The organism is Namhaeicola litoreus (assembly GCF_042679565.1).
GTDB classification, from domain to species: domain Bacteria; phylum Bacteroidota; class Bacteroidia; order Flavobacteriales; family Flavobacteriaceae; genus Namhaeicola; species Namhaeicola litoreus.
Genome location: NZ_JBHTMY010000002.1, coordinates 1,105,103 through 1,127,956, shown reverse-complemented (window position 1 = coordinate 1,127,956; position 22,854 = coordinate 1,105,103). Strand labels below are relative to the sequence as shown.

Below are 22,854 nucleotides of genomic sequence, written 5' to 3'. Positions count from 1 at the left end.
ACTCTAAATGTTACAAAACATTAAAAAATACCCAAAATTTTATCCTCTTTTGAGTATTATGGCCTAACAAAACGGCAAAAGTCAAAAATTATTTTGTCTAAATTATATACAAAAAGGCCTGATATCAAATATCAGACCTTTTGAACATTTTAAGAAAACTTTAATCTTATTGATCTCCGCCTTCTCTTTTATGATCTCTGCGATTATCGCGATTTCTATTATCTCGGTTACCACCTCTATTGTTTCTATCTCGATCTCTGTTGTTATCTCTAGGTGGTTTTTCCACAAAACCTTCTGGTTTTGGCAACAGGGCTTTTCTCGAAACTTTCTCTTTCCTGGTTCTTGGATCAATTCCAAAATGCTTTACTTCAAAAACATCTCCAAGTTTTACAACATCAGATACATTTTCTGTTCTTTCCCAAGCCAATTCACTTACGTGAAGAAGAACTTCATTACCAGGTGCATCGGTATACTCTACCACGGCACCAAAGTCCAGCATTTTAATTACTTTTACCTCGTAGGTTTTTCCTGCTTCAGGTTTAAACATTAAAGAATCGATTTTTGCTAAAACGGCGTCAATTCCCTCTTGTTTTGTTCCTAAAATTTCAACCACACCTTGCTCGTCTACTTCATTAATCACAATCGTAGTACCAGTAGCTTTTTGTAATTCTTGAATTACTTTTCCTCCAGGTCCTATTAATGCACCAATAAAGCTTCCAGGAATTGTTCTAGTGATAATTTTTGGTGAATGCGCTTTGACATCTGCATTAGGCTGTGGAATTGTTTCTACTAATTTCTCTAAAATGTGTAAACGACCTTCGCGTGCTTGGTGTAAAGCTTTGATCAAAATTTCATAAGGCATACCCTTAATTTTGATATCCATCTGACAAGCAGTAATTCCGTCTTCCGTACCGGTTACTTTAAAATCCATATCACCTAAATGATCTTCATCACCCAAAATATCAGATAAAACAGCAAAACGTTCGCCATCAGAAATCAAGCCCATCGCAATTCCTGAAACCGGTCTTTTCATTTGTATACCTGCATCCATCAACGCCATTGTACCGGCACAAACCGTTGCCATAGAAGAAGAACCGTTAGATTCTAAAACCTCTGATACGACTCTGATGGTATATGGACAATCTTCCGGAATCATATTTGTCAATGCTCTCTGCGCCAAATTTCCGTGTCCGATTTCTCTTCTTGAAGTTCCTCTTAAAGGATATGCTTCTCCGGTAGAAAATGGTGGGAAATTATAATGCAAATAGAATTTTTCTTCTCCTTGGAAAGTTGGCATATCAATTTGATTGGCTTCTCTCGAAGTACCAAGGGTTACCGTTGCCAAGGCTTGTGTTTCTCCTCTGGTAAAGATTGAAGAGCCATGTGTAGATGGCAAATAGTCAACCTCGCACCAAATTGGTCTGATTTCGGTTGTTTTTCTTCCATCTAAACGCAATCCTTCTGCAAGGGTAAGTTCTCTTACAGCTTCCTTTTCTATTTTATGGTAATAGTTTTTGATCAAACCTCCCATTTCCTCTAATTCCTCTTCGGTAAAAGAAGCTAATACTTCTTCTTTTATCTCAGCAAATGCTTCTGTTCGCTCTCTCTTGCTACTTCCTGCCTTGGCAACTGCATAGATCTTATCATAGGCAAGATCTTTGATTTTAGCAGCTAATTCGTCATTGGTTTCTGCAGCTTCATAAGTTCTTTTTTCCTTTTTACCAAAGGCTTCTGCAAGTTTGGTTTGCGCCTGACATTGTAATTTGATTGCCTCATGTCCGAAACGAATGGCTTCAACCATTTCTTCTTCAGATATTTCTTTCAACTCGCCTTCAACCATCATTACTGAATCTTCTGAAGCACCGATAACCATATCAATATCAGAAAGTTCTAGTTGTTGTTGACTTGGATTTAATATAAACTCTCCGTCAATTCTGGCAACTCTTACTTCAGAAATCGGACATTCGAAAGGAATATCGGAAACTTGGATTGCTGCAGACGCTGCTAATCCTGCAAGAGCATCGGGCATCACATCTTCATCATGCGACATTAATTGTATCATAACCTGTGTTTCAAACCTGTAATCAGATGGAAACAATGGGCGCAATACTCTATCAACAATTCTCATTGTCAACACTTCACCATCACTTGGTCTAGCTTCTCTTTTGAAAAATCCTCCGGGATAACGGCCAGCTGCAGCAAATTTTTCGCGATAATCTACTGTTAACGGGAAAAAATCAGCTGTTGTTGGATTGTAAGAGGAAACTACTGTACATAATAACATGGCGTCTCCCATTCTTACAACAACAGATCCATGTGCTTGTTTGGCTAATTTACCAGTTTCTATGGAAATGGTTCTCCCATCTTCCAAAGTAATGGTTTCTTTAAAAGTTTGTGGTATCATAAACTCATTTTGTTAAATTGCCTATAAAGGCATTACTAATTCATTTTAAACTTAAGTAGTTGTGTTGTTCGAAGTTTGCCAATGAATTACTACTGAGTGCAGACAAAAAGAGAGGCGCAAAGCCTCTCTTGAAAATTATTTTCTTAAACCTAATTCTTTAACGATATTACGATATCTTTCAATATCTACCTTCATTAAATAGTCTAAAAGGTCTCTTCTTTTACCAACTAATTTTACCAAAGAACGCTGAGTGTTAAAATCTTTACGATTATTCTTTAAGTGTTCTGTTAAATGGCTAATTCTGTAAGTGAACAAAGCAATTTGTGCTTCTGAAGTCCCTGTGTCATTTTCGGATTTTCCGTGCTTTTTGAAAATCTCTTTCTTTTTTTCTGCTGTTAAATACATGCTAACATTAATTTACTTAATCATTTTTATGTACTGACTTTGATATAATGATATCAGGCGGCAAAGATAAAATTATTATTTTGATTAACAATATTAAAAGTGCATTCCCGTTAAATATAGAGTCTCCTCAGATAAACGAAAGGTTTAGAAAAAGTAAAATTGCTAAAAAAACTATAATGAAACGAAAAAATCTATTCAAATTCGTTAAATACAGTATGTACTTAACGATAGGAGCAACATTTCTTTTGAGTTGTAATGATGATGAAGACATAGAAGCTTCGGCCCAAACAGATTTCGAACAGATGGCAAGATTTCAAATAGATGCAGAAATGGTGTCTGAAGGAGTCTCTTCTTTATTGGAAGAAATATATGTTTCTGAAGATTTATCTGTGGCTAAAAAAGCCGAAATGTCAAAAACTTATATGTATCCCGAATGTGTGATGATTACTTCAGAAATGAAAGGAAATTTAAAAACCCTTGTACTCGATTTTGGTGATGGCTGTTCATCCTTTTCAGGGGATCAATTAAAAGGAAAAGTGATTTCGGTTTTTAGCTATGATTTGACAACTGCCTCGATTAACGTAAAACACACCTATGAAAATTTTTATTTCAATGGGTATAAAATTGAGGGTTTAACAAATGTTGACAGAATAAGATTAAACGATTTTGGAAATCCGGAAGCTATGATCATAAGAGATCTTACAATTACAAATGAAGATGGATATGCAGTTGAGGCAAAAGGAAACCATAAAAGAGAATGGATTGAAGGTTATGCCACGAGAACTTTTGACGATGATGCTTTTCTGATTACTGGGAATTGGAGTATTATACATCCTGATGGCAGTTCGCAATCAGGAAAGATCAATGAACCTTTAAGAAAAGAATACACTTGTAAATTTGTTAATAAAGGTACTATTGAAATTCAGAGAAAAGGGAAAAAACTACTACTCGATTTTGGAGATGGTGAGTGTGATGATCTTGCCACAATTGAGGCTAATGGAAAACTCTACGAAATCAAATTGAGAAAATAAAAATAAAAAAGAGGCTGAAATCAGCCTCTTTTTTTAGCTCCTGATTGGCTTATTTTGAATGAGGTCAATATATAAATTAACCATACGTTTTAGATCTTTCCTTTCAATAATCTTATCTAGAAAACCGTGCTCTAATAAAAATTCGGATTTCTGAAACCCTTCTGGCAAATCCTTCCCCGTCGTATCTTTTACAATTCTTGGTCCTGCAAAACCGATCAGTGCATCCGGTTCAGCGATATTAATATCACCTAACATCGCATAAGAAGCTGTTGTACCTCCGGTTGTAGGATCTGTACATAAAGAAATATATGGGATTTTTGTTTCTGCCAACTGAGCCAATTTAACTGAAGTTTTGACCAATTGCATCAGAGAATAAGAAGCTTCCTGCATTCTGGCTCCACCCGATTTTGAAATCATTAAAAACGGCACTTTATGTTTAATTGAGTAATCGATTGCTCTCGCAATTTTCTCACCAACAACACTACCCATAGAACCTCCAATAAAAGCAAAATCCATCGCAGCAACAACAAGATCTTTTCCAAATGATTTTCCCACTGCCGTGCGGACTGCATCTTTCAACTTTGTCTTTTCTTGAGCCTCTTTTAAACGGTCCGTATATTTTTTTGTATCAACAAACTTCAGCGGGTCTTTAGCTGTAATTTTAGCATCGAGTTCTTTGAATTTATTGTTGTCAAAAAAAATCTCAAAATACTGTTCACTACCAATTCTTACGTGATACCCATCTTCAGGACTCACATATAAATTCTCCTTTAATTCATCTGAATCGATTACTTTCCCGCTAGGCGATTTGTACCACAAACCTTTGGGCACATCCATCTTTTTTTCGGTAGGTGTTTGAATACCCTTCATCTTTCTTTGAAACCAATTACTCATAATTGTATTTGTTAAGTTTATGTGCGCGGGGGAAGAAAAACAAAAACAGAGTATTTAAACATAACACTCTGTTTTTTATAGGTTTTACAATGTATTGATATTGTTTAGGTCTTTAAAAGCCTGGGTCAATCTTTCTTTAAAAGCTATTTCGCCTTCACGAATCCAGGTTCTCGGATCATAATACTTTTTATTAGGAGAATCTTCTCCATCTGGATTTCCTATTTGGCTTTGTAAGTAATCTTTTTTTCCTTGAATATAATCGCGTACTCCGGCTAGGTAAGCGTATTGTAAATCAGTATCTATGTTCATTTTTACAACACCGTATCCAATGGCTTCTCTAATCTCTTCAACAGAAGAACCAGACCCTCCATGAAAAACAAAATCCACAGGGTTTTTGCCTGTATTATAATTTTTCTCAATATATTTTTGAGAATTATCTAATATTTTAGGTGTCAATTTTACATTTCCGGGTTTGTACACACCATGCACATTTCCGAACGCAGCGGCAATCGTAAATTTATCACTTACCTTTCTCAGCTCTTCATAAGCATAAGCTACTTCTTCTGGTTGAGTGTATAATTTTGAAGCGTCAACATCAGAATTATCAACACCATCTTCTTCACCTCCGGTTATTCCTAATTCTATTTCAAGCGTCATACCCATTTTGCTCATTCGCTCTAGGTATTTTTTACATAATTCAATGTTTTCTGTCAAAGGCTCTTCAGAAAGATCAATCATATGAGAGCTAAACAATGGTTTTCCGGTTTCTTTAAAAAAAACTTCTCCGGCATCTAATAATCCATCAATCCAAGGCAACAACTTCTTTGCACAATGATCTGTATGTAAAATTACAGGAACTTTGTATGCGTCTGCCATTAAATGTACATGTTTTGCTCCGGCAATAGCTCCAGCAATTGCAGCCGCTTGATTTTCATTACTCAAGCCTTTACCTGCGTTGAATTGGGCACCACCATTCGAAAATTGAATAATTGCAGGTGCATTTAATTCTTTTGATGTTTCTAAGACTGCGTTTATCGTACTAGAACTGATGACATTTGCAGCAGGCATGGCAAATTTTTTCTCTTTTGCGAGATCAAACATTGCTTGAACTGCATCTCCGGTTAATACTCCCGGTTTTATTTTACTAGACATATCGTTGGTTTAAGAGTTTTTCGAAGCACAAAAATAGTAAATAAAATAGATTTAAAATGGGTAATTGATACCTATATTATACACTGCATTTCCAAAATTATAATTTGTAAACCAGCGTTTATTATCAGGAAGGTAGGGTTCATAGGTTTTAAAACCTACATCGAATCTAAATATCAAAAAACCAAAATCATAGCGCAGACCCACGCCTGAACCAATTGCTATGTTTTCTAAAGATGAAAATCCTGTGAATTTACCTTTCTCTCCCGTAAGATTTGAATTGGTAATGTCCCAAATGTTTCCTGCGTCCACAAAAAGGGCACTATAAATTTTATCGAGTAATTTAAATCTATATTCGAAGTTAGTCGCAATTTTAAACGTTCCAACATTAAATTCCAGAAAATTTAATTCTCCTCCAGGTCCTAGGTCATAAATTTGCCACGCTCTATTATCATTGGATCCACCGGCACTATAACTTCTGCTAAAAGGCACTGCAGTATTATTTCCGTATGGTATAGCAATGCCAATAAGAGATCTCGCTACAAAAACATTTGTTCCAAATGTGTTCCAATATCTCTTGAATTCAAATTCTGTTTTAAAATATTGAGCAATGGGTAAACCAAACATTAACTTTTGTCCAGATTCGTTGCTTTTGGATGAAAGGGCAGTACTTAAATTTCCTGATGCAACTACTCTTGCCGATAAATAATAAAAATCCAAATCGCTCAAATCTTCCTTTGTGTTATAATTTATGGCATAGGAAATAGTAGGGACTACTACATTCTCAGTCAAAATTATCTTCCTTTCCTCTACATCAGATATCGTATTAAACTCAGTTGGATTAGTTTCTTTGTAGCCATTTTGTGGGTCTAATATCTCATCTATAAACATATTAATTTCGTCATAATCATTTTCCAATTCAGTTCCGACAATATCTATGTGAACCAGATTAACCTTTTCGTATTCCGAATTGTAAACCGTAAAATAGTTTTCTATATTTTGATTTTTTATCAATTGAAAATTATAAAGATCGAATCTATGCCCTAAATTTTTATTTCCGCGCCATGTATAATTTAATCCAGAGGTAGCGGTTAATCGATCTAATCCAATATTCTTTTGAGTTCCTGCTGAAAGATCGAAAACAGTAACGGGCGACATTTCTTTTGAAATTATATTTTCTGTATTAAATGGAAAGAAAATTCGCGGTATAGTAAGCGAGGCTTTGGTGATAAACTCCCATGCATTAAAAAAACGCGAGCTATTGGTAGGATCATAGCTAACATTTAAAAAAGAACCCTGAAAAGACAGTTCAAAAAGTTCTAAACCATGAAAAATATTTCTGTCTAAAAATGAAAACTTACCCAAAATCCCAAATGGCTTTGTATTTGAAGTTGTGGCATCTAAATCAAATTTAAGTGCATATTTTTTTAGCGATTGAAGATAGACATCTGCTTCTAATGATTCATCTTCATTTTCTGTGATATTAACAGCGATAGCGGGCTTAAAATTTTGTAACTTTCGCAAATGACTCAAAGTAATATTGATATCATCTGTTCTAAAAATACTATCGGGATACAAGAAAAATGCATCGTCTAATCGGTGAGGTTTGTATTGCAATTTATTGGGAGAAAAATAACCCATATTCGCAAAAAAAACGGAGTCTTTTGCTTGACCTTTATCTGTGGTCTTATCAAAATCAATATAGACATTTACTTTTTTATATCTTTGAATTTTATAGGGTTTAATAAAAATACTATCTCCTTCTGATACAATTCTTTCCGGTATTTTGAGAACTACTTTCTTATTTTTTGGTTCATTTAGCGAATCTGAATAGTAACCAATTGTACTGGCGTTAAAGCGATAAATTCCGGAGTTTTTAAAAAGTTTGTCTAATCTATCTTTTTCATCTTCAAAAGAGTCAAAAATAAATGGCTTTCCCTTTTTTACCAAGGATTCTTTATCATTCAACTTATATATCGAATCGAGAATTGGTGAAGCAATTTCAGTTAATAATGTGTCTATTTTATATCTTTCGTTCTTTGTTACTTCATATTTTATACTTACCTCTCTTTCTTTTGAATAGTTTTCCAAAAATGACACATCAGCATCAAAGTATCCCTGCGCAAAAAAATAGCTTTTTAGCGATCGGGCAGATCTTTCCGCTTTCAAACTGTTATAAATTTCCGGAGGTCGACCCTTTTTCAAAAACCAGTCGTTAAAACCCTTTTCTGTATTAAAAACAACTAGTGTTTGCTTTTCGGAAAAAACATTTTTGAAAAAGTTGTATTTTTTTTGGTGATTTAAAGACCATTCTTGCAAGTTCTCTTCAAAATCAGGATTCCCAAGATTATAAATACTTAAGGCAACTGGCACTCCAAATATATAACTGTTAGGCCTTTGGATAAGATAATCGTATAAATCAGATTCGTTATACTTTTTCTCGTCAACAACAATTGTATTTTTTCGAAGTAAAGAATCCTCTTCGGTCACATATTTTGTTGTATTACATGCTGTAATCACAACAAAAAATAGCGTAAAGAATACTATTTTTGTAATCGATGGAGGCAATTATTTCATTTTTTAGTTCACATCAAAAATAACACTATTTACATGGTAAGCAATAAGCAGCTCAAATTATTAAATCAACTGAAACAAAAGAAGTACAGAAACGAATATAATCTTTTTGTAGCTGAAGGAATTAAAACTGTCAAAGAGCTCATGAATGCTGATTTTGAAATTCATCAGATTTTTGCTTTAGAAGATTTTTTTAATCAAATTCAACACCCAAAATCTATCCTTATTTCTCCATCGGAACTAAAAAAAATCAGTAATTTAAAATCGCCAAACGAAGTTTTAGGAATTTTTGAATTTCCTAAAAAAATCGAGTTGGATCGAAATGGGATTACTTTGGTTTTAGACGATATAAATGACCCCGGAAATTTAGGTACTATTATCCGACTTTGCGATTGGTTTGATGTTCGGAAATTGGTTTGTTCTAAAAACACAGTAGATTGTTACAACCCTAAAGTTGTGCAAGCGAGTATGGGCTCTATTGCCCGGGTTTCAATAATCTACGAGGATTTGGAGACTTATTTGAAACCTGAAAAAAGACCGATTTACGGAACTTTTTTAGAAGGTGGAAATATCTATCAGAATAATTTAGAAAAAGAAGCCGTCATAATTATGGGGAATGAAGCCAACGGAATTTCTGCTCAAATATCACAATTGATTCAACATAAAATTACAATTCCTCAATTTGGCCAAAATCAAGCCACAGAAAGCCTCAACGTGAGCACTGCTACCGCAATCATTCTGAGCGAGTTTAAAAGAAAGACAAGTTTCTAATGTCTATTTATTTCATTTTTTTGAAATAATCACGTACATATGCAACTTTCTGATTATCTGTCATTTGTTCTGCTGAAATTACCGCATTTAATTTAGAGGTTAGATCGGGTTTTTCAAGCAATAATTTCTCCAATTCTTTTTTTGTTTGTGCAGGGCCAAACACCAGAATTTCATCACTGTCTTTTACAGCATCAACTACAGTACTCAAATATTTTTTAAGTTGCTGATTAAACTGATTGGTTTGCTTTTTTTCTTTTACCAAATACTGATCTCCAAATCTACCAAATTGCTTTCCTTCTCCGGGAAATCTTTCTCGACTTTCAATTTCTGAATAAATGGTTTGTGTTTTCTCTTGATTTTCTTCAATGCTAATTACATTGGCCGCTTTTTGATCAATCCAAATACCAACTTTCTTCATGGGGGAAAAATTTTATTGATGATACTAATAGAAATACTACAAAAGTATGTAGCTAGTGTTGCCTAAATTTACGAAAAAGAGTGGGCTAAACAAAATCAAAAGCATAATGTTTTCTAAAAGAAAGCATAAAAAAAGGACTTGATAGCCCTTTTTTTTAACCGTACATTTTTTCATAATACAGTTGATAGTCGCCTGAAGTAACGTTTTTAAGCCATTCTTTATTGGCCAAATACCAATCTAAAGTTTTAGACAAACCTTCTTCAAAAGTTACACTGGGTTTCCAGCCCAATTCCCGATTCAGTTTATTTGCATCAATTGCATAACGTCTGTCATGACCTGCTCTATCTTTCACAAATGTAATCAGTTGTGCAGATGTACCCTGAGGTTTTTTTAACTTTTCATCCATCAATTTACATAACAAATGAATCAAATTTAGGTTTGTCCATTCGTTAAAACCTCCAATATTATAGGTTTCTCCTAACTTTTCACTGTGAAAAATAACATCTATCGCTTGAGCATGGTCTTCTACAAATAACCAATCTCTCGTATAATTTCCATCGCCATAGACAGGTAAAGATTTTCCTTGTTGAATATTATTGATAAAAAGGGGAATTAGTTTTTCCGGAAACTGAAAAGATCCATAATTATTTGAACAATTGCTTATCACAAATGGTAAATTGTAGGTGTTTCCATAGGCTCGGACCAAATGATCTGAAGCTGCCTTTGATGCCGAATACGGTGATTGGGGATCATAAGGGGTTTCTTCGGTAAACAAACCTTCCTTCCCCAAAGATCCGTACACTTCATCCGTAGAAACGTGGTAAAACAACTTATCTTCAAGGTTATTTTTCCACAAATCTCTGGCTGCATTGAGTAAATTTGCAGTACCTAAAACATTGGTTTCAATAAACTCATTGGGATGAGTAATAGATCGATCTACATGACTCTCGGCTGCCAAATGAATCACGGCGTCGAATTGATTCTCCTTAAAAAGGGATTGAATAAACTCAATATCCTTAATATTTCCCTTTACAAAATGATAATTGGGCTTGTTTTCAATGTCTTTTATATTCTCTAAATTTCCGGCATAGGTTAAAGCATCTAAATTAAAGATCTCATAACCAGGATATTTATTGACAAATAACCGCACTACATGAGAGCCAATAAAACCCGCTCCGCCGGTAATTAGTATTTTCTTCTTTTTCATTTAACTTGTTTTTGTTGCCATTTCCAGGCAGAATCTAAGGCATCTTCCAATGATAGTTTAGATGTCCAACCCAATTCCGTATTGACCAGGGAAGTATCCGCATAAGCCGCAGTAATATCACCTTCCCTTCTCCCTACAATTTTATAGTTTAATTTTTTGCCGGAAACTCTTTCAAAAGCCTGAATAACTTCTAAAACAGAACTTCCTTTCCCAGTTCCTACATTAAAAGTTTCAAATTTTGATTTATTCTTTCCTTTTAACAATCGCTCTAATGCAGCCACATGAGCTTCCGCTAGGTCGACCACATGAATATAGTCTCTTACGGCCGTGCCGTCTGTTGTGGGGTAATCATTCCCAAAAACTGATAATTCTTTTCTGATCCCTGCCGCAGTTTGGGTGACAAACGGAATAAGATTCTGAGGAACTCCCAAAGGTAATTCTCCAATTTTCGCAGTTTCATGTGCTCCAATGGGATTGAAATAACGCAAAGCAATTACATTTATTGGGTCTACTTTGGCTACATCTCTTAAAATTTCTTCTCCTATTTGTTTTGTGTTACCATAAGGAGATTCGGCTGGTTTTGTTGGAGCATTTTCAGTGATTGGTAATTTGTCGGCCTGCCCATAAACAGTACAAGAAGAACTGAAAATGATATTTTCCGATTTATGTTGAACCATAACTCCTAATAAATTCAAAAGAGAAATTAAGTTATTTCCATAATACAGTAATGGTTTTTCAACACTTTCTCCAACAGCTTTTGACGCAGCAAAATGAATTACTCCATCAATTTTATGCTCCTCAAATACTCGCTTTACTTTTGGCTTATCTCTGAGGTCAATTTGATAAAAAATAGGTTTGATACCTGAAATGGAAAAAATTCCATCTAGAACTTCAACACGGGAATTTGATAAATCGTCAATAATAATAACCTCAAATCCTCTTTCTTGCAGAGCTACAACTGTGTGCGAACCTATAAACCCAAGTCCGCCGGTAACCAATATTTTCTTTTTAATTTCCGACAAAATCGACAATGGTTTTTATGATATAATCTTGTTGTTCTTTTTCTAGTTCAGTATGCATAGGTAAAGAAATGACATTTTTCACCAACTCATTTGTTACTGTGAAATCTGATTCTTTATAGCGCTCGTCTTCATAGGCTTTTTGTTTATGAAGCGCAACAGGATAATAAATGGCGTTTGGAATCTGAAGTTCATTTAAATGTTGGTGCAATGCATCTCTTTTGCCATTTGTAATCTGCAACGTGTATTGATGAAATACATGGCAATCACATGTATCACAAATATCCCCACATTTCTTTGTCGTTGGAGTAAGAATATTTGGATTGTTTTTAAACCCTTGGTTATAATATCGAGCAGCTTCCCTTCTTTTTTTGTTATAAGTTTCGAGATGAGGAAGTTTTATGTCTAAAATAGCAGCCTGTAGAGAATCTAATCTTGAATTTACCCCAACCACATCGTGGTAATATCTTTGATACATCCCGTGGTTTACGATTCCTCTTAAAACATGGGCCAAATCGTCATTATTAGTGAAAATAGCACCGCCATCTCCGTAACAACCTAAATTTTTCGATGGAAAAAATGAAGTTGTTCCCACATCTCCAATAGTTCCCACTTTTTTCTTTGTTCCATCGCTAAAAGTAAAGTCAGCACCTATTCCCTGAGCTGTATCTTCGATCACATATAAATTGTGCGCTTTGGCCACTTCCATGATGGCTTCCATATTGGCACACAAACCAAATAAATGAACAGGAACAATGGCCTTTGTTTTTGGTGTGATGGCCTTTTTTAAGGCATCGATATCGAGGTTGAACGTGTCTTTTTCGACATCAATTAGAACCGGAGTTAATTTTAAAAGCGCAATTACTTCGACGGTTGCAGCAAAAGTAAAATCGACTGTAATTACCTCATCACCTTGCTCTAATCCTAATCCCATCATGGCAATTTGAAGGGCATCGGTTCCATTTGCACAAGGTATTACATGTTTTACATCTAAATATTTTTCTAGAGAGGTTTGAAATTGTTTTACCTGCGGACCATTAATAAATGCCGCAGAACGAATCACATCAATAACCGCTTTGTCTATTTCCGGTTGTATTCTTTCATATTGACTTTGCAAGTCAACCATTTGTAGTTTTTTCATAGAGAACTTGTTAATTCGGGGTTCAATTCTGAACAAAAATACAAATATTTTGCGCCCTCATAGACTAAATTTATATTTTCGCAAGGAAATGAATTTGATTTACAACATAACTACAGAGCTCGCCCAAAAATTGCTTCCCCTTTCAGGTTTTTTTTCGCCAAAAATGAAACTTTTTGTTGAGGGAAGAAAAAGGAGTTTTGAATTGATCAATGCGAAAATCAATAAAAGTGATCGGGTGATTTGGTTTCATTGCGCTTCTTTGGGAGAATTTGAACAAGGCAGACCAATCATCGAAGAGGTCAAAGATTCATTTCCACAATATAAAATTGTGTTGACATTTTTTTCTCCATCGGGATATGAAGTGAGGAAAAACTATCCCTTAGCAGATGTTGTCTGTTATTTGCCTGTAGATACCTCTGCAAATGCAAAAAAATTTATTGGACTTATTCATCCAGAAATGGCCATTTTTGTTAAATATGAATTTTGGCCAAATTATTTAAATGAATTAAAGAGAAATAAAATAAAGACGCTTTTGGTAAGCGGTACATTTAGGGAAGATCAAATATTCTTTAAAAGTTATGGCACCTGGATGATAAAATCTTTAGAAACTTTTTCTCATTTTTTTGTTCAGAATATACCTTCAGAAAATCTCTTAAAATCCATGGGATTTAAAAATGTGACTGTTAGTGGCGACACAAGATTTGATAGGGTTTCTGCTATATCAGAACAAGATAATCACTTAGATTTTATCGAAAAATTCAAACAACATAAATATACTTTGGTCGCAGGTAGCACTTGGTCCAAAGGAGAAGCTTTACTGATCTCCTATATCAATAAAGAATCTTCAGAAAATGAGAAATTCATTATTGCTCCACACAATGTAACACCTCAAACAATTGCAGAGCTTAAACAAGCTATCAAAAAAGAAACAGTGTTATTTTCAGATCAAAAAAACATTGAAACGGCGAACGTTTTTATAGTTGATACTGTAGGAATTCTGACGAAAATCTACAGTTATGCTGATGTAGCCTATGTTGGCGGTGGTTTTGGAACCAGTGGCCTGCATAATGTTTTAGAACCAGCAGCTTTTGGGATTCCGATACTAATAGGTCCTAATTTTGATAAATTTGAAGAAGCCAAAGATCTTGTCGCAATAGGTGCTTGTGAAGTGATTAAGGATCATATAACCACTAACCAAGTTCTCGCCAATTTGAGAGATGATCAAAAGCTCCGTTTATCAAAAGGGCAGAAAGCAAAGGAATATGTTGATGAGCACAGAGGTGCAACTTCAATCATTTTAGCATATTTAAAAGAAAACATCCATCAGAATACTTAAATTTACAAAATGAACAAAGCTGAAATAAAAGAAAAACTAAGTGATTTTTTCCATATCGCTTTTGAGAAAGAACTTATAGATGATATAGCCGAAGTCGGTGTTTTTAAAAAAATAAAAGAAAATGAATTATTAATCGATATCAATGATAAATTCGATAAAATTCCTCTTTTAATCAATGGTGCGATAAAAATAAGCCGAGAAGACAAGCACGGCGAGGAAATTGTGCTCTACTTTTTAGAGAGAGGTGATACTTGCACGGTTTCTTTTGGAAGCTGCTTAGGAACCATGAAAAGTCAGGTAAGAGGAATTGCAGAAAAAGATTCTGAAGTTATTTTCATACCAGTGAATAAACTGGAGGAATGGATGGTGAAATATAAAACTTGGAGAACATTTATTTTCGATAGTTATAACATTCGAATTAATGAAATGTTCGAAGCCATAGATACCCTCGCTTTTATGAAAATGGAGGATCGTATTTTTAAATACCTCACAGATAAGGTAAAAATTATGCGAAATACAGAGTTAAATATTACCCATCAGGATATTGCCTCAGATTTACATACATCAAGGGTGGTAGTATCGAGACTTTTGAAACATCTTGAAAACGAAGGAAAAATAAAATTACATCGCAACAAAATTGATATTTTAGACTTTTAGTGTAACAAATGTTACTGTTAAAGCAAGAATTTCTTCTAATTTTATGAGTTTAAGCTATTGAATATGAATTTCTTACTCGAACCCTGGCCTTGGTATGTTGCCGGTCCCATGATTGCTGTGTGCATGTATCTCATGTTTTTTTTCGACAAAAAATTTGGAGTATCATCCAATTTAGAAACGCTATGCTCTATGGCTGGTGCCGGAAAATTTGTCGATTTTTTCAAATTTGATTGGAAAAAAAATCTGTGGAATTTGGCATTTGTATTGGGTTTAATCATAGGTGGTTTTATCGCGCATCAATACATGACACCTGATGAAAACATTGCACTTAATCCAAAAACTGTTGAAAATCTATCTGAAATAGGTTTTCAAAATGCCGGCCAGACTTATTTACCTGAAGAAATTTATGGATTAAATGCCTTACTATCTGTAAAAGGTTTTATTATTTTACTTGTAGCGGGTTTATTAGTTGGTTTTGGTTCCCGTTATGCCGGAGGTTGTACATCAGGGCATGGGATTGTTGGATTGAGCAGCATGGCAACTGAATCTTTTATCGCTGTTGCCGGTTTTTTTATCGGTGGTTTAATCATGACTTGGCTTATCCTTCCATTAATCTTCTAAATAGATATACATGAAATATATAAAATTTGTTTTAGTCGGTGTAATATTTGGAATTGTTTTAAGCAAAGCTGAAGTTATTTCTTGGTATAGAATTTATGAAATGTTCAAACTTCAATCATTTCATATGTATGGCGTAATAGGATCTGCCGTTGTAATTGGTTTTTTTATTGTTAGAGGATTTAAAACACAAAAATTAAAATCCATTTCCCATCAAAACATATTGGTAGAAGAAAAGAAAAAAGGAATACCTCGAAATTTATTCGGTGGAATTATTTTTGGATTAGGTTGGGCGCTTGGAGGTGCTTGCCCCGGACCAATGTTTATTCTTTTAGGTAAGGGTGTTTTAGCTATTTTGGTCGTACTCTTGGGTGCCGTTTTAGGAGCCTATTTTTATCATGCTGTGAAACAAAAGTTACCTCATTAATCAACTTCTAACTCTATTTGCAATATTGCCGTATCTTTGATTTTGCGAAAATGACACAATAAATATGCTCAAAGATTCTTTTGGCAGAAATATTAATTATTTGAGAATGGCGGTTACCGACCGTTGTAATTTACGTTGTCAATATTGCATGCCTTCTCAAGGAATAGATATTGTAGACCGCAAAGAGTTGCTCTCATATAAAGAAATGTATCGTGTTATTAGAGTATTGAGTGAACTCGGTGTTGATAAAGTAAGACTTACCGGCGGAGAACCTTTTGTTAGAAAAGATTTTATTCATTTTTTAGAGTCTCTTTCGTTTAACAAAAACCTCAAACAAATCAGTATCACAACTAACGGAGCCTTAATTTCACCTCATATACCGAAACTCGAAGAACTTGGTATTCACGCCATCAACCTCAGTTTAGACACACTTCAAAAAGAAAAATTTAAGCAAATTACCAGAAGAGATTTATTTGATGAAACCATGTCTACTTTTGATCGATTGTTAAAAAGTAGATTAAGGCTTAAACTTAATGTAGTTGTGCAAAGCGGGGTAAACACGGATGAAATTGCAGATTTTGTAGAACTCACCAAAAACAATCGAATTTCTGTCAGATTCATCGAAGAAATGCCGTTTAACGGTACAGGTCAAAGATCCGTGCAAGAAAACTGGAATTTTACAAGAATTCTGCAGACCATAGAAAGAAGTTTTCCCCATTTTAACGCATTGCCTGAGGAGAAAAATTCCACTTCAAAAAATTATCAGCTTGATCAAGCTTTAGGAACATTTGGCATCATCCCTGCCTTTACCAGAACCATTTGCAGTGATTGTAACCGCATCCGACTTACAGCAACAGGCTTATTTAAGAATTGTCTGTTTGATGATGGCGTCTTTTCTATACGTGATTTTATCAGAGCTGGTGCGAGTGATGATGAGATAAAAAAGGTGTTTCAAGACACTATTCTTAAAAAACCAAAAAATGGTTTCGATGCTGAAAAAAACAGAAAAGATAAAAAAGTTTCGGAAAGCATGTCCACCATTGGCGGATAAAATCAAAATTTATGTCAATTTCATGTAATTTTTCAAGTGAAAACATTTCTGTAGAACAAGCACTCGAAATTGTTTTAAGTCAAACTGAAGACTTTGGTTCAGAAAAGGTTGACTTGCCTAACTCTCTTGGGAAGGTCGTAAAGGAAAATATTTTTGCAGATAGAGATTTTCCTCCTTTTAATCGCGTTAGCATGGACGGTATTGCTATTCAATTCTCTCAATACAACCAAGGTAATAGAACATTTGAAATTGAAGGTATTCAAGCGGCAGGAACTGAACAATTAACACTAGAAAATCCTAAAAATTGCTTGGAAGTAATGACAGGAGCAGTTCTACCGGAGAACACAGATACTGTAATTCCATATGAACTAATAAGAGTCGAAAACGGTGAGGCAATCATAGAAAATGAGGAGGTAAAATTTCATCAAAACGTTCATTTTCAGGGTTTAGATAAAAAAGAAAAAGATTTACTCATTCCTAAAAATACTAAAATTTCACCTGCTGAAATCAGTGTTCTTGCCACAGTTGGAAAAGCGCAGGTTGAAGTGTCAAAAACCCCTAAAGTCGCCATCATTTCTACGGGAGATGAGCTCGTGGAAATCCATCAAACACCAAAACCTTTTCAAATAAGAAGAAGTAACGTACACGCACTTTCTGCTCAATTAAAAAATTGGGGTATTGAAGCGCAAAATTTTCATGTAAACGACAATAAGAAATTGTTGAAAGAGTCTCTCGCAAAAATTATTCAACAATTTGATGTTTGTATTTTTAGTGGAGCTGTTAGTAAAGGAAAATTTGACTTTCTTCCTGAGGTGTTGGAAGAATTAGGGGTTGTAAAATATTTTCATAGGGTAAACCAAAGACCCGGTAAACCTTTTTGGTTTGGTAAAAAAGGAAACAAAACATTCTTTGCTTTTCCTGGGAATCCGGTTTCTACCTTCATGTGCTGTGTAAAATATTTTCAGCCATGGTTTTTTCGATCATGTGAAATTAATTTAAAATCAGAAACGGCTATTTTAAAAGAAGATTATTCTTTTAAACCCAAGCTCACTTATTTTTTGCAAGTCGCCACAGAGACGATCAATGGAAAAGTGTTTGCACAACCTTTGGCAGGAAAAGGCTCCGGAGATTTGGCAAACCTCACTGAATGTAATGCTTTTTTAGAATTACCTGCTGAACGAGATCATTTTAATAAAGGAGAAATCTTCCCTATTCATTATTACCGATAATATCTTTAAATTTGACCATATTCGACAAAAACTCCAATCAGGAGTAGTTATTCTTTTACATATGTCCGATTCTTTTTCACATATCGATAAAAAAAACCAACCAAAAATGGTGAATGTAAGCGAGAAATCTATTTCCAAAAGAAATGCAACAGCTTTTGCCCGCATGTTTTTGGGTAAAGAAATAATTTCTCATTTCCGTATGGATGAGCTCAAAACCAAAAAAGGACCTGTTTTTCAAACAGCCATCATTGCTGGTATTCAAGCGGTAAAAAAAACTTGGGATGTTATTCCGATGTGCCATCCTTTGCCAATTAATGGAGTAGATATAAGTATTGAAATTGCCGATGAAGACCATATAGAAATCCTTTGTTCGGTTTTTACAGAAGGGAAAACCGGAATAGAAATGGAAGCCCTCCACGGTGCAAGTGTTTCTGCACTTACGGTTTATGATATGTGTAAAGCTCTCTCACAAAAAATGGTGATCAAAGAAATCAAATTACTCAATAAGACAGGAGGAAAATCTGATTATCATTTAAAAGCAAAAGAAAAATGAAAAACCATAGAAAACACGCTACACTAGCGAGAAGAAAAGCAGGAAATTTTGGCGTATGTGAAATGGCCTTATTGGGTTCAACCTGTGACAATATTTATCAACTATCGTCAAAGATCAGTGAAAAATTAAGCGAAAAATATAAGCTGGCCTATATCGATGCTTCTCACAAGGAACTAGTAAACGCACCTCATGTAGATTCTTATACTTTTCATAGCTCGGGCGATTTTCAAGTTCATTCTAATCAACCATCCAATCGTTATAACGATAAAATCCTTTTTTCTGGTTACGACTTTTTATTCGTAAACGGAAATCATTTTCAGGCAGAACAACAGATTCTAATCATAGATGCTAAGAAAGAAGCTTCCATAAAAAAAAGGTCTTCACAGCTCACAAATGTTCAGTTTATCATTAAGTCTGATACAACTGAAGTATTTGATTTTCTTTTGGAAGAACATCCTTATTTACAAAATATTCATCAATACGAAATTGATCAAATCGATGCCATATCGGCCCATATCGAAAACCTAATTTTACAAGAAGTAGCTTCAGTAAATGGACTTATTTTGGTGGGTGGTAAAAGCGAAAGAATGGGTAAAGATAAGGCTCAGCTTGATTTTCACGGAAAACCTCATCAAGAATTTTTGCATCATTTATTTCAAACAGCACAATTCCCTGTGTATTTTTCTACAAGAAACGGACAATCCATTTCTGGTTTTGATTGTATTCAAGATACATTTACAGGTTTAGGCCCTTTTGGAGCTATTTGTTCTGCTTTTCAGAAAGATCCAAATAAGGCCTGGTTGGTAGTTGCAACAGACTTACCTTTTATCGATCAAAACATACTTGACTTATTGCTCCAAAAGCGCAATCCGAAAAAAATTGCCACAGCATTTAAAGGAAAAAATAAAGATTTTCCAGAGCCTTTAATTACCCTATGGGAACCTAAAGCTTATCCAATTCTTCTACAATATTTGGCCTTAGGAGTAAGTTGTCCACGAAAAGTATTGATTAACAATGATGTGGAAATTATCGACATAGATGAAAAATTCATCACTAATGTAAATACTCCCGATGAATACCTAAAAGTAAAAGAGGAAATCGAAAAATCTTTGACTTAAACAATGGAACTCAACGAGCAAAACTTATATCAGAGGCAAACTGGTTTGAAAGAATTCGGTGAAGCTGGCCAGAAAAAACTCTCCCAAGCAAAAATTGTAATTGTCGGTTGCGGTGGATTGGGAAATCCGGTAGCGAGTTATTTGGCAGCTTCGGGAATTGGCACAATGCATTTAATCGATTTTGATAAAGTAGAGGTTTCCAATTTACATCGACAGGTATTTTTTAAAACTGAAGACATAGGCAAACCAAAAGCCTTTGTTCTGGCCCAACATCTTCGTATGATAAATCCTTTTTTAAAAGTGTTTCCTAAAACAATGGCATTGACCAAAGAAAATGCGCTTAAAACACTTGAAATCTTTGATTTAATTGTGGATTGTACCGATAGTTTGCCAACAAAATATTTACTGAACGATGCGGCCATCCTTCTAAATAAACCTTTGATTTATGGCTCTTTATATAAATTTGATGGTTATGTAGCCACATTTAACCTAAAAACTCCAAATGGTTATTCTACCAATTTGAGAGATTTTTTTCCTGAAATTCCAAAAACACAGGTTCCTAATTGTGCTGAAGTTGGAACTTTAAATCCTATTGTGGGAATAATTGGTCTAATGCAGGCCAATGAAGTTATAAAAGTCATATCAAATTTAGGAGATCCGCTTGTCAACCTATTATTGGTTTACAACAGTCTTAACAATCAACAACTTAAGATAAAGGGTAAAGCTAAAGTAAATCGAGATACCATTTTAGAACTTTGGGATCAAAACACGTATGAAGATGCTCGTTGTGAAGTACAGTTAAAAGACTGGCTCATTACGAGCCAAGAAATGAAAGAAAAAAAAGGGCAATTTCATGTGATTTCTGTGATTGAAGATCCTGAATTCGAACTTCCGTTCAATGTAAACGAAACCATTCCTTTTAAACAATTTAATTCAGAGAAAATTGATCTCAACCCCTCTAAAAAATATGTTTTCGTATGTAGAAAAGGAATAAATAGCTATGCAGCAACAAGTCAATTAAAAGTGAAATATCCCAACTTAATGATCTTTAGCTTAGAAAAAGGAATCGAAAATTTTTAGCATGCAAAATCCTTCAGATTTTTATCATAAACAGCTCGTTTTTTTTCAAGATAAAGAGCAGAAACTTAAAACAAAAATCCGTTTGATTGGCATAGGGAGATTACTCGTTTTCTTGTTTGGCGCAGGTCTTACCTATTTATTTTTCAAACAAACTATCCTTAGTTTTTCCCTTGCCATCTTGTTTATAGGCCTATTTATTTATTTGATTTTTGAGTATAACAAATTTCAAAAACAGTACAAAAAAACGATAGAATTAATCAGCTTAAATCAGTGGGAAATCGAAATCGGTCAAGGAAATTTTAGCCGTTGCGATTCCGGAGAAGAATTTATTTCACCTGATCATCCATTTAGTTATGATTTAGATCTCTTCGGAAAAAATTCTTTTTTTGCCTACCTGAATAGAACTGCAACACAATCAGGTAAAAATAGATTGGCCCAAGCATTGTCATCTAATGACATTTCTAACATCAAAGAAAAACAGGAATCTATAATAGAACTTTGTCAAAAACCCGAATGGAGACAAGATTTTATTGCCACAGCAAAACTAGCTGAAACAGGAACAGATGAAAAATCTGTTTTAAACTGGATAAAAAATCACCGGGCTTTTTTAAATCAAAAATATCGTTTTTTACCAATTGCTTTTTCAGCCATTTCTCTGGTGATCATTGCTCTTGTGCATTTTTCTATTTTGCCTTTTTCTTTACTCACACTCTGGTTTTTTCTGGGTTTGGGAATTACTATGATTTGGGTGAAGAAAATCCAGAGTTTCGGCGGACATGCGGGTAAAGCATACAGTACAATTGCCCAATACGAGCAACTAATAAAAAGTATAGAGGAAGAATCTTTTGAGACCATTTTATTAAAGACAAAACAAACCGAACTCCTTAAACAAGATGTAAAAGCATCTAAAAAATTATTAGAATTCTCACGACTGCTAGATAAATTCGACCAAAGAAATAACCTTTTCATTGGCATTTTAGGTAATGCGCTTTTTTTAAGAGATATTCTTCTTGTCTATAAAATTGAGCTTTGGTTAAACGACAACAAAAATGAAGTTGAAAAATGGTTTGAAACACTGTCCTTTTTTGATGCACAAATAAGTCTGGGAAATTTTGCCTTTAACCACCCTCAATATACATTTCCCAAACTCATTTCTAATCGATTTTGCATCGATTCAACTCAGATTGGACATCCACTTATCAATTTTCAAAAGAGAGTGGAGAATGATTTTAAGATCAGCACTGAAGAATTTTTTATCATTACCGGAGCTAATATGGCCGGAAAAAGCACTTTTTTAAGAACAATTGGTCTATCTATTCTCATGGCTAATTGCGGTTTACCCGTGTGTGCAAAAAAATTTGAATACCACCCCATTGCATTGATTTCAAGCATGCGAACAAACGATTCACTCTCTAAAGAAGAATCGTATTTCTTTTCGGAGCTCAAACGACTTAAATTGATTGTAGATGAGATAAAAAACAAAACCTATTTTATCATATTGGATGAAATTCTCAAAGGAACAAATAGCCAAGACAAAGCACTGGGTTCACGAAAATTTCTGAGCAGATTAGCAAACTCTGGTTCTACCGGACTTATTGCTACCCACGATTTAAGCCTTTGTAATCTTTCAGAATCTGCTGAAAATATTCAAAATTACTACTTTGACGCAGAAATCATTGATGATGAGCTTCATTTTGATTATCAGATGAAGTCGGGAATTTGTCAGAATATGAACGCATCTTTCCTACTTAAAAAAATGGAAATCGTTTAGT

Annotated in this window: 21 protein-coding genes; 12 read left to right on the top strand and 9 right to left on the bottom strand. The window is 34.5% G+C overall.

Annotated features, from left to right (window positions below; all coding sequences use genetic code 11):
• Positions 1–166: 166 nt before the first annotated feature.
• On the bottom strand, positions 167–2,404 hold the full coding sequence (locus tag ACFQ39_RS06740; RefSeq protein WP_377177334.1) for a polyribonucleotide nucleotidyltransferase: 2,238 nt from the start codon (positions 2,402–2,404) through the stop codon (positions 167–169).
• A gap of 135 nt (positions 2,405–2,539) precedes the next feature.
• Entirely contained in the window at positions 2,540–2,809 is a 270-nt protein-coding gene (gene rpsO, locus ACFQ39_RS06735; protein ID WP_377177332.1) for a 30S ribosomal protein S15, read from the bottom strand.
• Between the two features lie 176 nt (positions 2,810–2,985).
• Between rpsO and ACFQ39_RS06730 the strand changes: the two genes are divergently transcribed.
• A complete protein-coding gene (locus ACFQ39_RS06730) occupies positions 2,986–3,840 on the top strand; it encodes a hypothetical protein (protein ID WP_377177330.1) in 855 nt (284 codons plus the stop codon).
• Between the two features lie 33 nt (positions 3,841–3,873).
• Here ACFQ39_RS06730 and accD read toward each other — a convergent pair whose 3' ends face one another.
• The 3 genes from accD to tamL all read right to left on the bottom strand — a co-directional run bounded on the left by accD (position 3,874) and on the right by tamL (position 8,451).
• A complete protein-coding gene (accD, locus tag ACFQ39_RS06725) occupies positions 3,874–4,734 on the bottom strand; it encodes an acetyl-CoA carboxylase, carboxyltransferase subunit beta (RefSeq protein ID WP_377177328.1) in 861 nt (286 codons plus the stop codon).
• An 84-nt stretch (positions 4,735–4,818) separates the two neighbouring features.
• Complete coding sequence (gene fbaA / locus ACFQ39_RS06720) at positions 4,819–5,886, bottom strand: class II fructose-bisphosphate aldolase (protein WP_377177326.1); 1,068 nt, start codon at positions 5,884–5,886, stop codon at positions 4,819–4,821.
• 51 nt (positions 5,887–5,937) lie between these two features.
• Positions 5,938–8,451, bottom strand: a complete 2,514-nt coding sequence (gene tamL, locus ACFQ39_RS06715; protein ID WP_377177324.1) for a translocation and assembly module lipoprotein TamL — start codon at positions 8,449–8,451, stop codon at positions 5,938–5,940.
• 42 nt (positions 8,452–8,493) lie between these two features.
• On the opposite strand from tamL, the gene ACFQ39_RS06710 reads away from it, so the two are divergent.
• Positions 8,494–9,228 (top strand): TrmH family RNA methyltransferase, encoded by a 735-nt coding sequence (locus ACFQ39_RS06710; RefSeq protein ID WP_377177322.1) that lies wholly within the window; start codon positions 8,494–8,496, stop codon positions 9,226–9,228.
• Between the two features lie 7 nt (positions 9,229–9,235).
• On the opposite strand, the gene ACFQ39_RS06705 is transcribed toward ACFQ39_RS06710, so the two are convergent.
• From ACFQ39_RS06705 to ACFQ39_RS06690, 4 genes are all read right to left on the bottom strand, one after another.
• Complete coding sequence (locus ACFQ39_RS06705) at positions 9,236–9,646, bottom strand: hypothetical protein (RefSeq protein ID WP_377177320.1); 411 nt, start codon at positions 9,644–9,646, stop codon at positions 9,236–9,238.
• Between the two features lie 154 nt (positions 9,647–9,800).
• Entirely contained in the window at positions 9,801–10,853 is a 1,053-nt protein-coding gene (gene rfbB / locus ACFQ39_RS06700; protein WP_377177318.1) for a dTDP-glucose 4,6-dehydratase, read from the bottom strand.
• Positions 10,850–11,875, bottom strand: a complete 1,026-nt coding sequence (galE, locus tag ACFQ39_RS06695; RefSeq protein WP_377177316.1) for a UDP-glucose 4-epimerase GalE — start codon at positions 11,873–11,875, stop codon at positions 10,850–10,852. Before galE ends, rfbB begins: the two co-directional genes overlap by 4 nt.
• Positions 11,862–13,013, bottom strand: a complete 1,152-nt coding sequence (locus ACFQ39_RS06690) for a DegT/DnrJ/EryC1/StrS family aminotransferase (RefSeq protein WP_377177314.1) — start codon at positions 13,011–13,013, stop codon at positions 11,862–11,864. The genes galE and ACFQ39_RS06690 overlap by 14 nt, the downstream gene beginning before the upstream one ends.
• A gap of 163 nt (positions 13,014–13,176) precedes the next feature.
• Between ACFQ39_RS06690 and ACFQ39_RS06685 the strand changes: the two genes are divergently transcribed.
• The 10 genes from ACFQ39_RS06685 (at position 13,177) to ACFQ39_RS06640 (ending at position 22,853) form a co-directional block, all read left to right on the top strand.
• Positions 13,177–14,349, top strand: coding sequence for a 3-deoxy-D-manno-octulosonic acid transferase (locus tag ACFQ39_RS06685; protein ID WP_377177312.1), 1,173 nt, complete (start codon positions 13,177–13,179; stop codon positions 14,347–14,349).
• Between the two features lie 9 nt (positions 14,350–14,358).
• On the top strand, positions 14,359–15,006 hold the full coding sequence (locus ACFQ39_RS06680) for a Crp/Fnr family transcriptional regulator (RefSeq protein ID WP_377177310.1): 648 nt from the start codon (positions 14,359–14,361) through the stop codon (positions 15,004–15,006).
• A gap of 63 nt (positions 15,007–15,069) precedes the next feature.
• The gene (locus tag ACFQ39_RS06675) at positions 15,070–15,627 is read left to right on the top strand and encodes a YeeE/YedE family protein (RefSeq protein WP_377177308.1); all 558 of its coding nucleotides are present in this window, start codon (positions 15,070–15,072) and stop codon (positions 15,625–15,627) included.
• Between the two features lie 10 nt (positions 15,628–15,637).
• Positions 15,638–16,051 (top strand): DUF6691 family protein, encoded by a 414-nt coding sequence (locus ACFQ39_RS06670; protein ID WP_377177306.1) that lies wholly within the window; start codon positions 15,638–15,640, stop codon positions 16,049–16,051.
• 64 nt (positions 16,052–16,115) lie between these two features.
• Positions 16,116–17,102: a GTP 3',8-cyclase MoaA gene (moaA, locus tag ACFQ39_RS06665; RefSeq protein ID WP_377177304.1), complete on the top strand. Its 987-nt coding sequence runs from the start codon at positions 16,116–16,118 to the stop codon at positions 17,100–17,102.
• 11 nt (positions 17,103–17,113) lie between these two features.
• Complete coding sequence (locus ACFQ39_RS06660; protein WP_377177302.1) at positions 17,114–18,331, top strand: molybdopterin molybdotransferase MoeA; 1,218 nt, start codon at positions 17,114–17,116, stop codon at positions 18,329–18,331.
• A gap of 61 nt (positions 18,332–18,392) precedes the next feature.
• The gene (gene moaC, locus ACFQ39_RS06655; protein WP_377177298.1) at positions 18,393–18,884 is read left to right on the top strand and encodes a cyclic pyranopterin monophosphate synthase MoaC; all 492 of its coding nucleotides are present in this window, start codon (positions 18,393–18,395) and stop codon (positions 18,882–18,884) included.
• Positions 18,881–20,002, top strand: a complete 1,122-nt coding sequence (locus tag ACFQ39_RS06650; protein ID WP_377177296.1) for an NTP transferase domain-containing protein — start codon at positions 18,881–18,883, stop codon at positions 20,000–20,002. The genes moaC and ACFQ39_RS06650 overlap by 4 nt, the downstream gene beginning before the upstream one ends.
• A gap of 3 nt (positions 20,003–20,005) precedes the next feature.
• A complete protein-coding gene (locus tag ACFQ39_RS06645) occupies positions 20,006–21,082 on the top strand; it encodes a ThiF family adenylyltransferase (protein WP_377177294.1) in 1,077 nt (358 codons plus the stop codon).
• 1 nt (position 21,083) lies between these two features.
• Entirely contained in the window at positions 21,084–22,853 is a 1,770-nt protein-coding gene (locus tag ACFQ39_RS06640; RefSeq protein WP_377177292.1) for a MutS-related protein, read from the top strand.
• The last annotated feature ends 1 nt before the right edge of the window (position 22,854 follow it).

Bases quoted from the DNA above. Each gene is read 5' to 3' on its own strand.
- ACFQ39_RS06740 (WP_377177334.1), bottom strand. From the start codon at position 2,404: ATGATACCACAAACTTTTAAAGAAACCATTACTTTGGAAGATGGGAGA.
- rpsO (WP_377177332.1), bottom strand. From the start codon at position 2,809: ATGTATTTAACAGCAGAAAAAAAGAAAGAGATTTTCAAAAAGCACGGA.
- ACFQ39_RS06730 (WP_377177330.1), top strand. From the start codon at position 2,986: ATGAAACGAAAAAATCTATTCAAATTCGTTAAATACAGTATGTACTTA.
- accD (WP_377177328.1), bottom strand. From the start codon at position 4,734: ATGAGTAATTGGTTTCAAAGAAAGATGAAGGGTATTCAAACACCTACC.
- fbaA (WP_377177326.1), bottom strand. From the start codon at position 5,886: ATGTCTAGTAAAATAAAACCGGGAGTATTAACCGGAGATGCAGTTCAA.
- ACFQ39_RS06710 (WP_377177322.1), top strand. From the start codon at position 8,494: ATGGTAAGCAATAAGCAGCTCAAATTATTAAATCAACTGAAACAAAAG.
- ACFQ39_RS06705 (WP_377177320.1), bottom strand. From the start codon at position 9,646: ATGAAGAAAGTTGGTATTTGGATTGATCAAAAAGCGGCCAATGTAATT.
- rfbB (WP_377177318.1), bottom strand. From the start codon at position 10,853: ATGAAAAAGAAGAAAATACTAATTACCGGCGGAGCGGGTTTTATTGGC.
- ACFQ39_RS06690 (WP_377177314.1), bottom strand. From the start codon at position 13,013: ATGAAAAAACTACAAATGGTTGACTTGCAAAGTCAATATGAAAGAATA.
- ACFQ39_RS06685 (WP_377177312.1), top strand. From the start codon at position 13,177: ATGAAACTTTTTGTTGAGGGAAGAAAAAGGAGTTTTGAATTGATCAAT.
- ACFQ39_RS06680 (WP_377177310.1), top strand. From the start codon at position 14,359: ATGAACAAAGCTGAAATAAAAGAAAAACTAAGTGATTTTTTCCATATC.
- ACFQ39_RS06675 (WP_377177308.1), top strand. From the start codon at position 15,070: ATGAATTTCTTACTCGAACCCTGGCCTTGGTATGTTGCCGGTCCCATG.
- ACFQ39_RS06670 (WP_377177306.1), top strand. From the start codon at position 15,638: ATGAAATATATAAAATTTGTTTTAGTCGGTGTAATATTTGGAATTGTT.
- moaA (WP_377177304.1), top strand. From the start codon at position 16,116: ATGCTCAAAGATTCTTTTGGCAGAAATATTAATTATTTGAGAATGGCG.
- ACFQ39_RS06660 (WP_377177302.1), top strand. From the start codon at position 17,114: ATGTCAATTTCATGTAATTTTTCAAGTGAAAACATTTCTGTAGAACAA.
- moaC (WP_377177298.1), top strand. From the start codon at position 18,393: ATGTCCGATTCTTTTTCACATATCGATAAAAAAAACCAACCAAAAATG.
- ACFQ39_RS06650 (WP_377177296.1), top strand. From the start codon at position 18,881: ATGAAAAACCATAGAAAACACGCTACACTAGCGAGAAGAAAAGCAGGA.
- ACFQ39_RS06645 (WP_377177294.1), top strand. From the start codon at position 20,006: ATGGAACTCAACGAGCAAAACTTATATCAGAGGCAAACTGGTTTGAAA.
- ACFQ39_RS06640 (WP_377177292.1), top strand. From the start codon at position 21,084: ATGCAAAATCCTTCAGATTTTTATCATAAACAGCTCGTTTTTTTTCAA.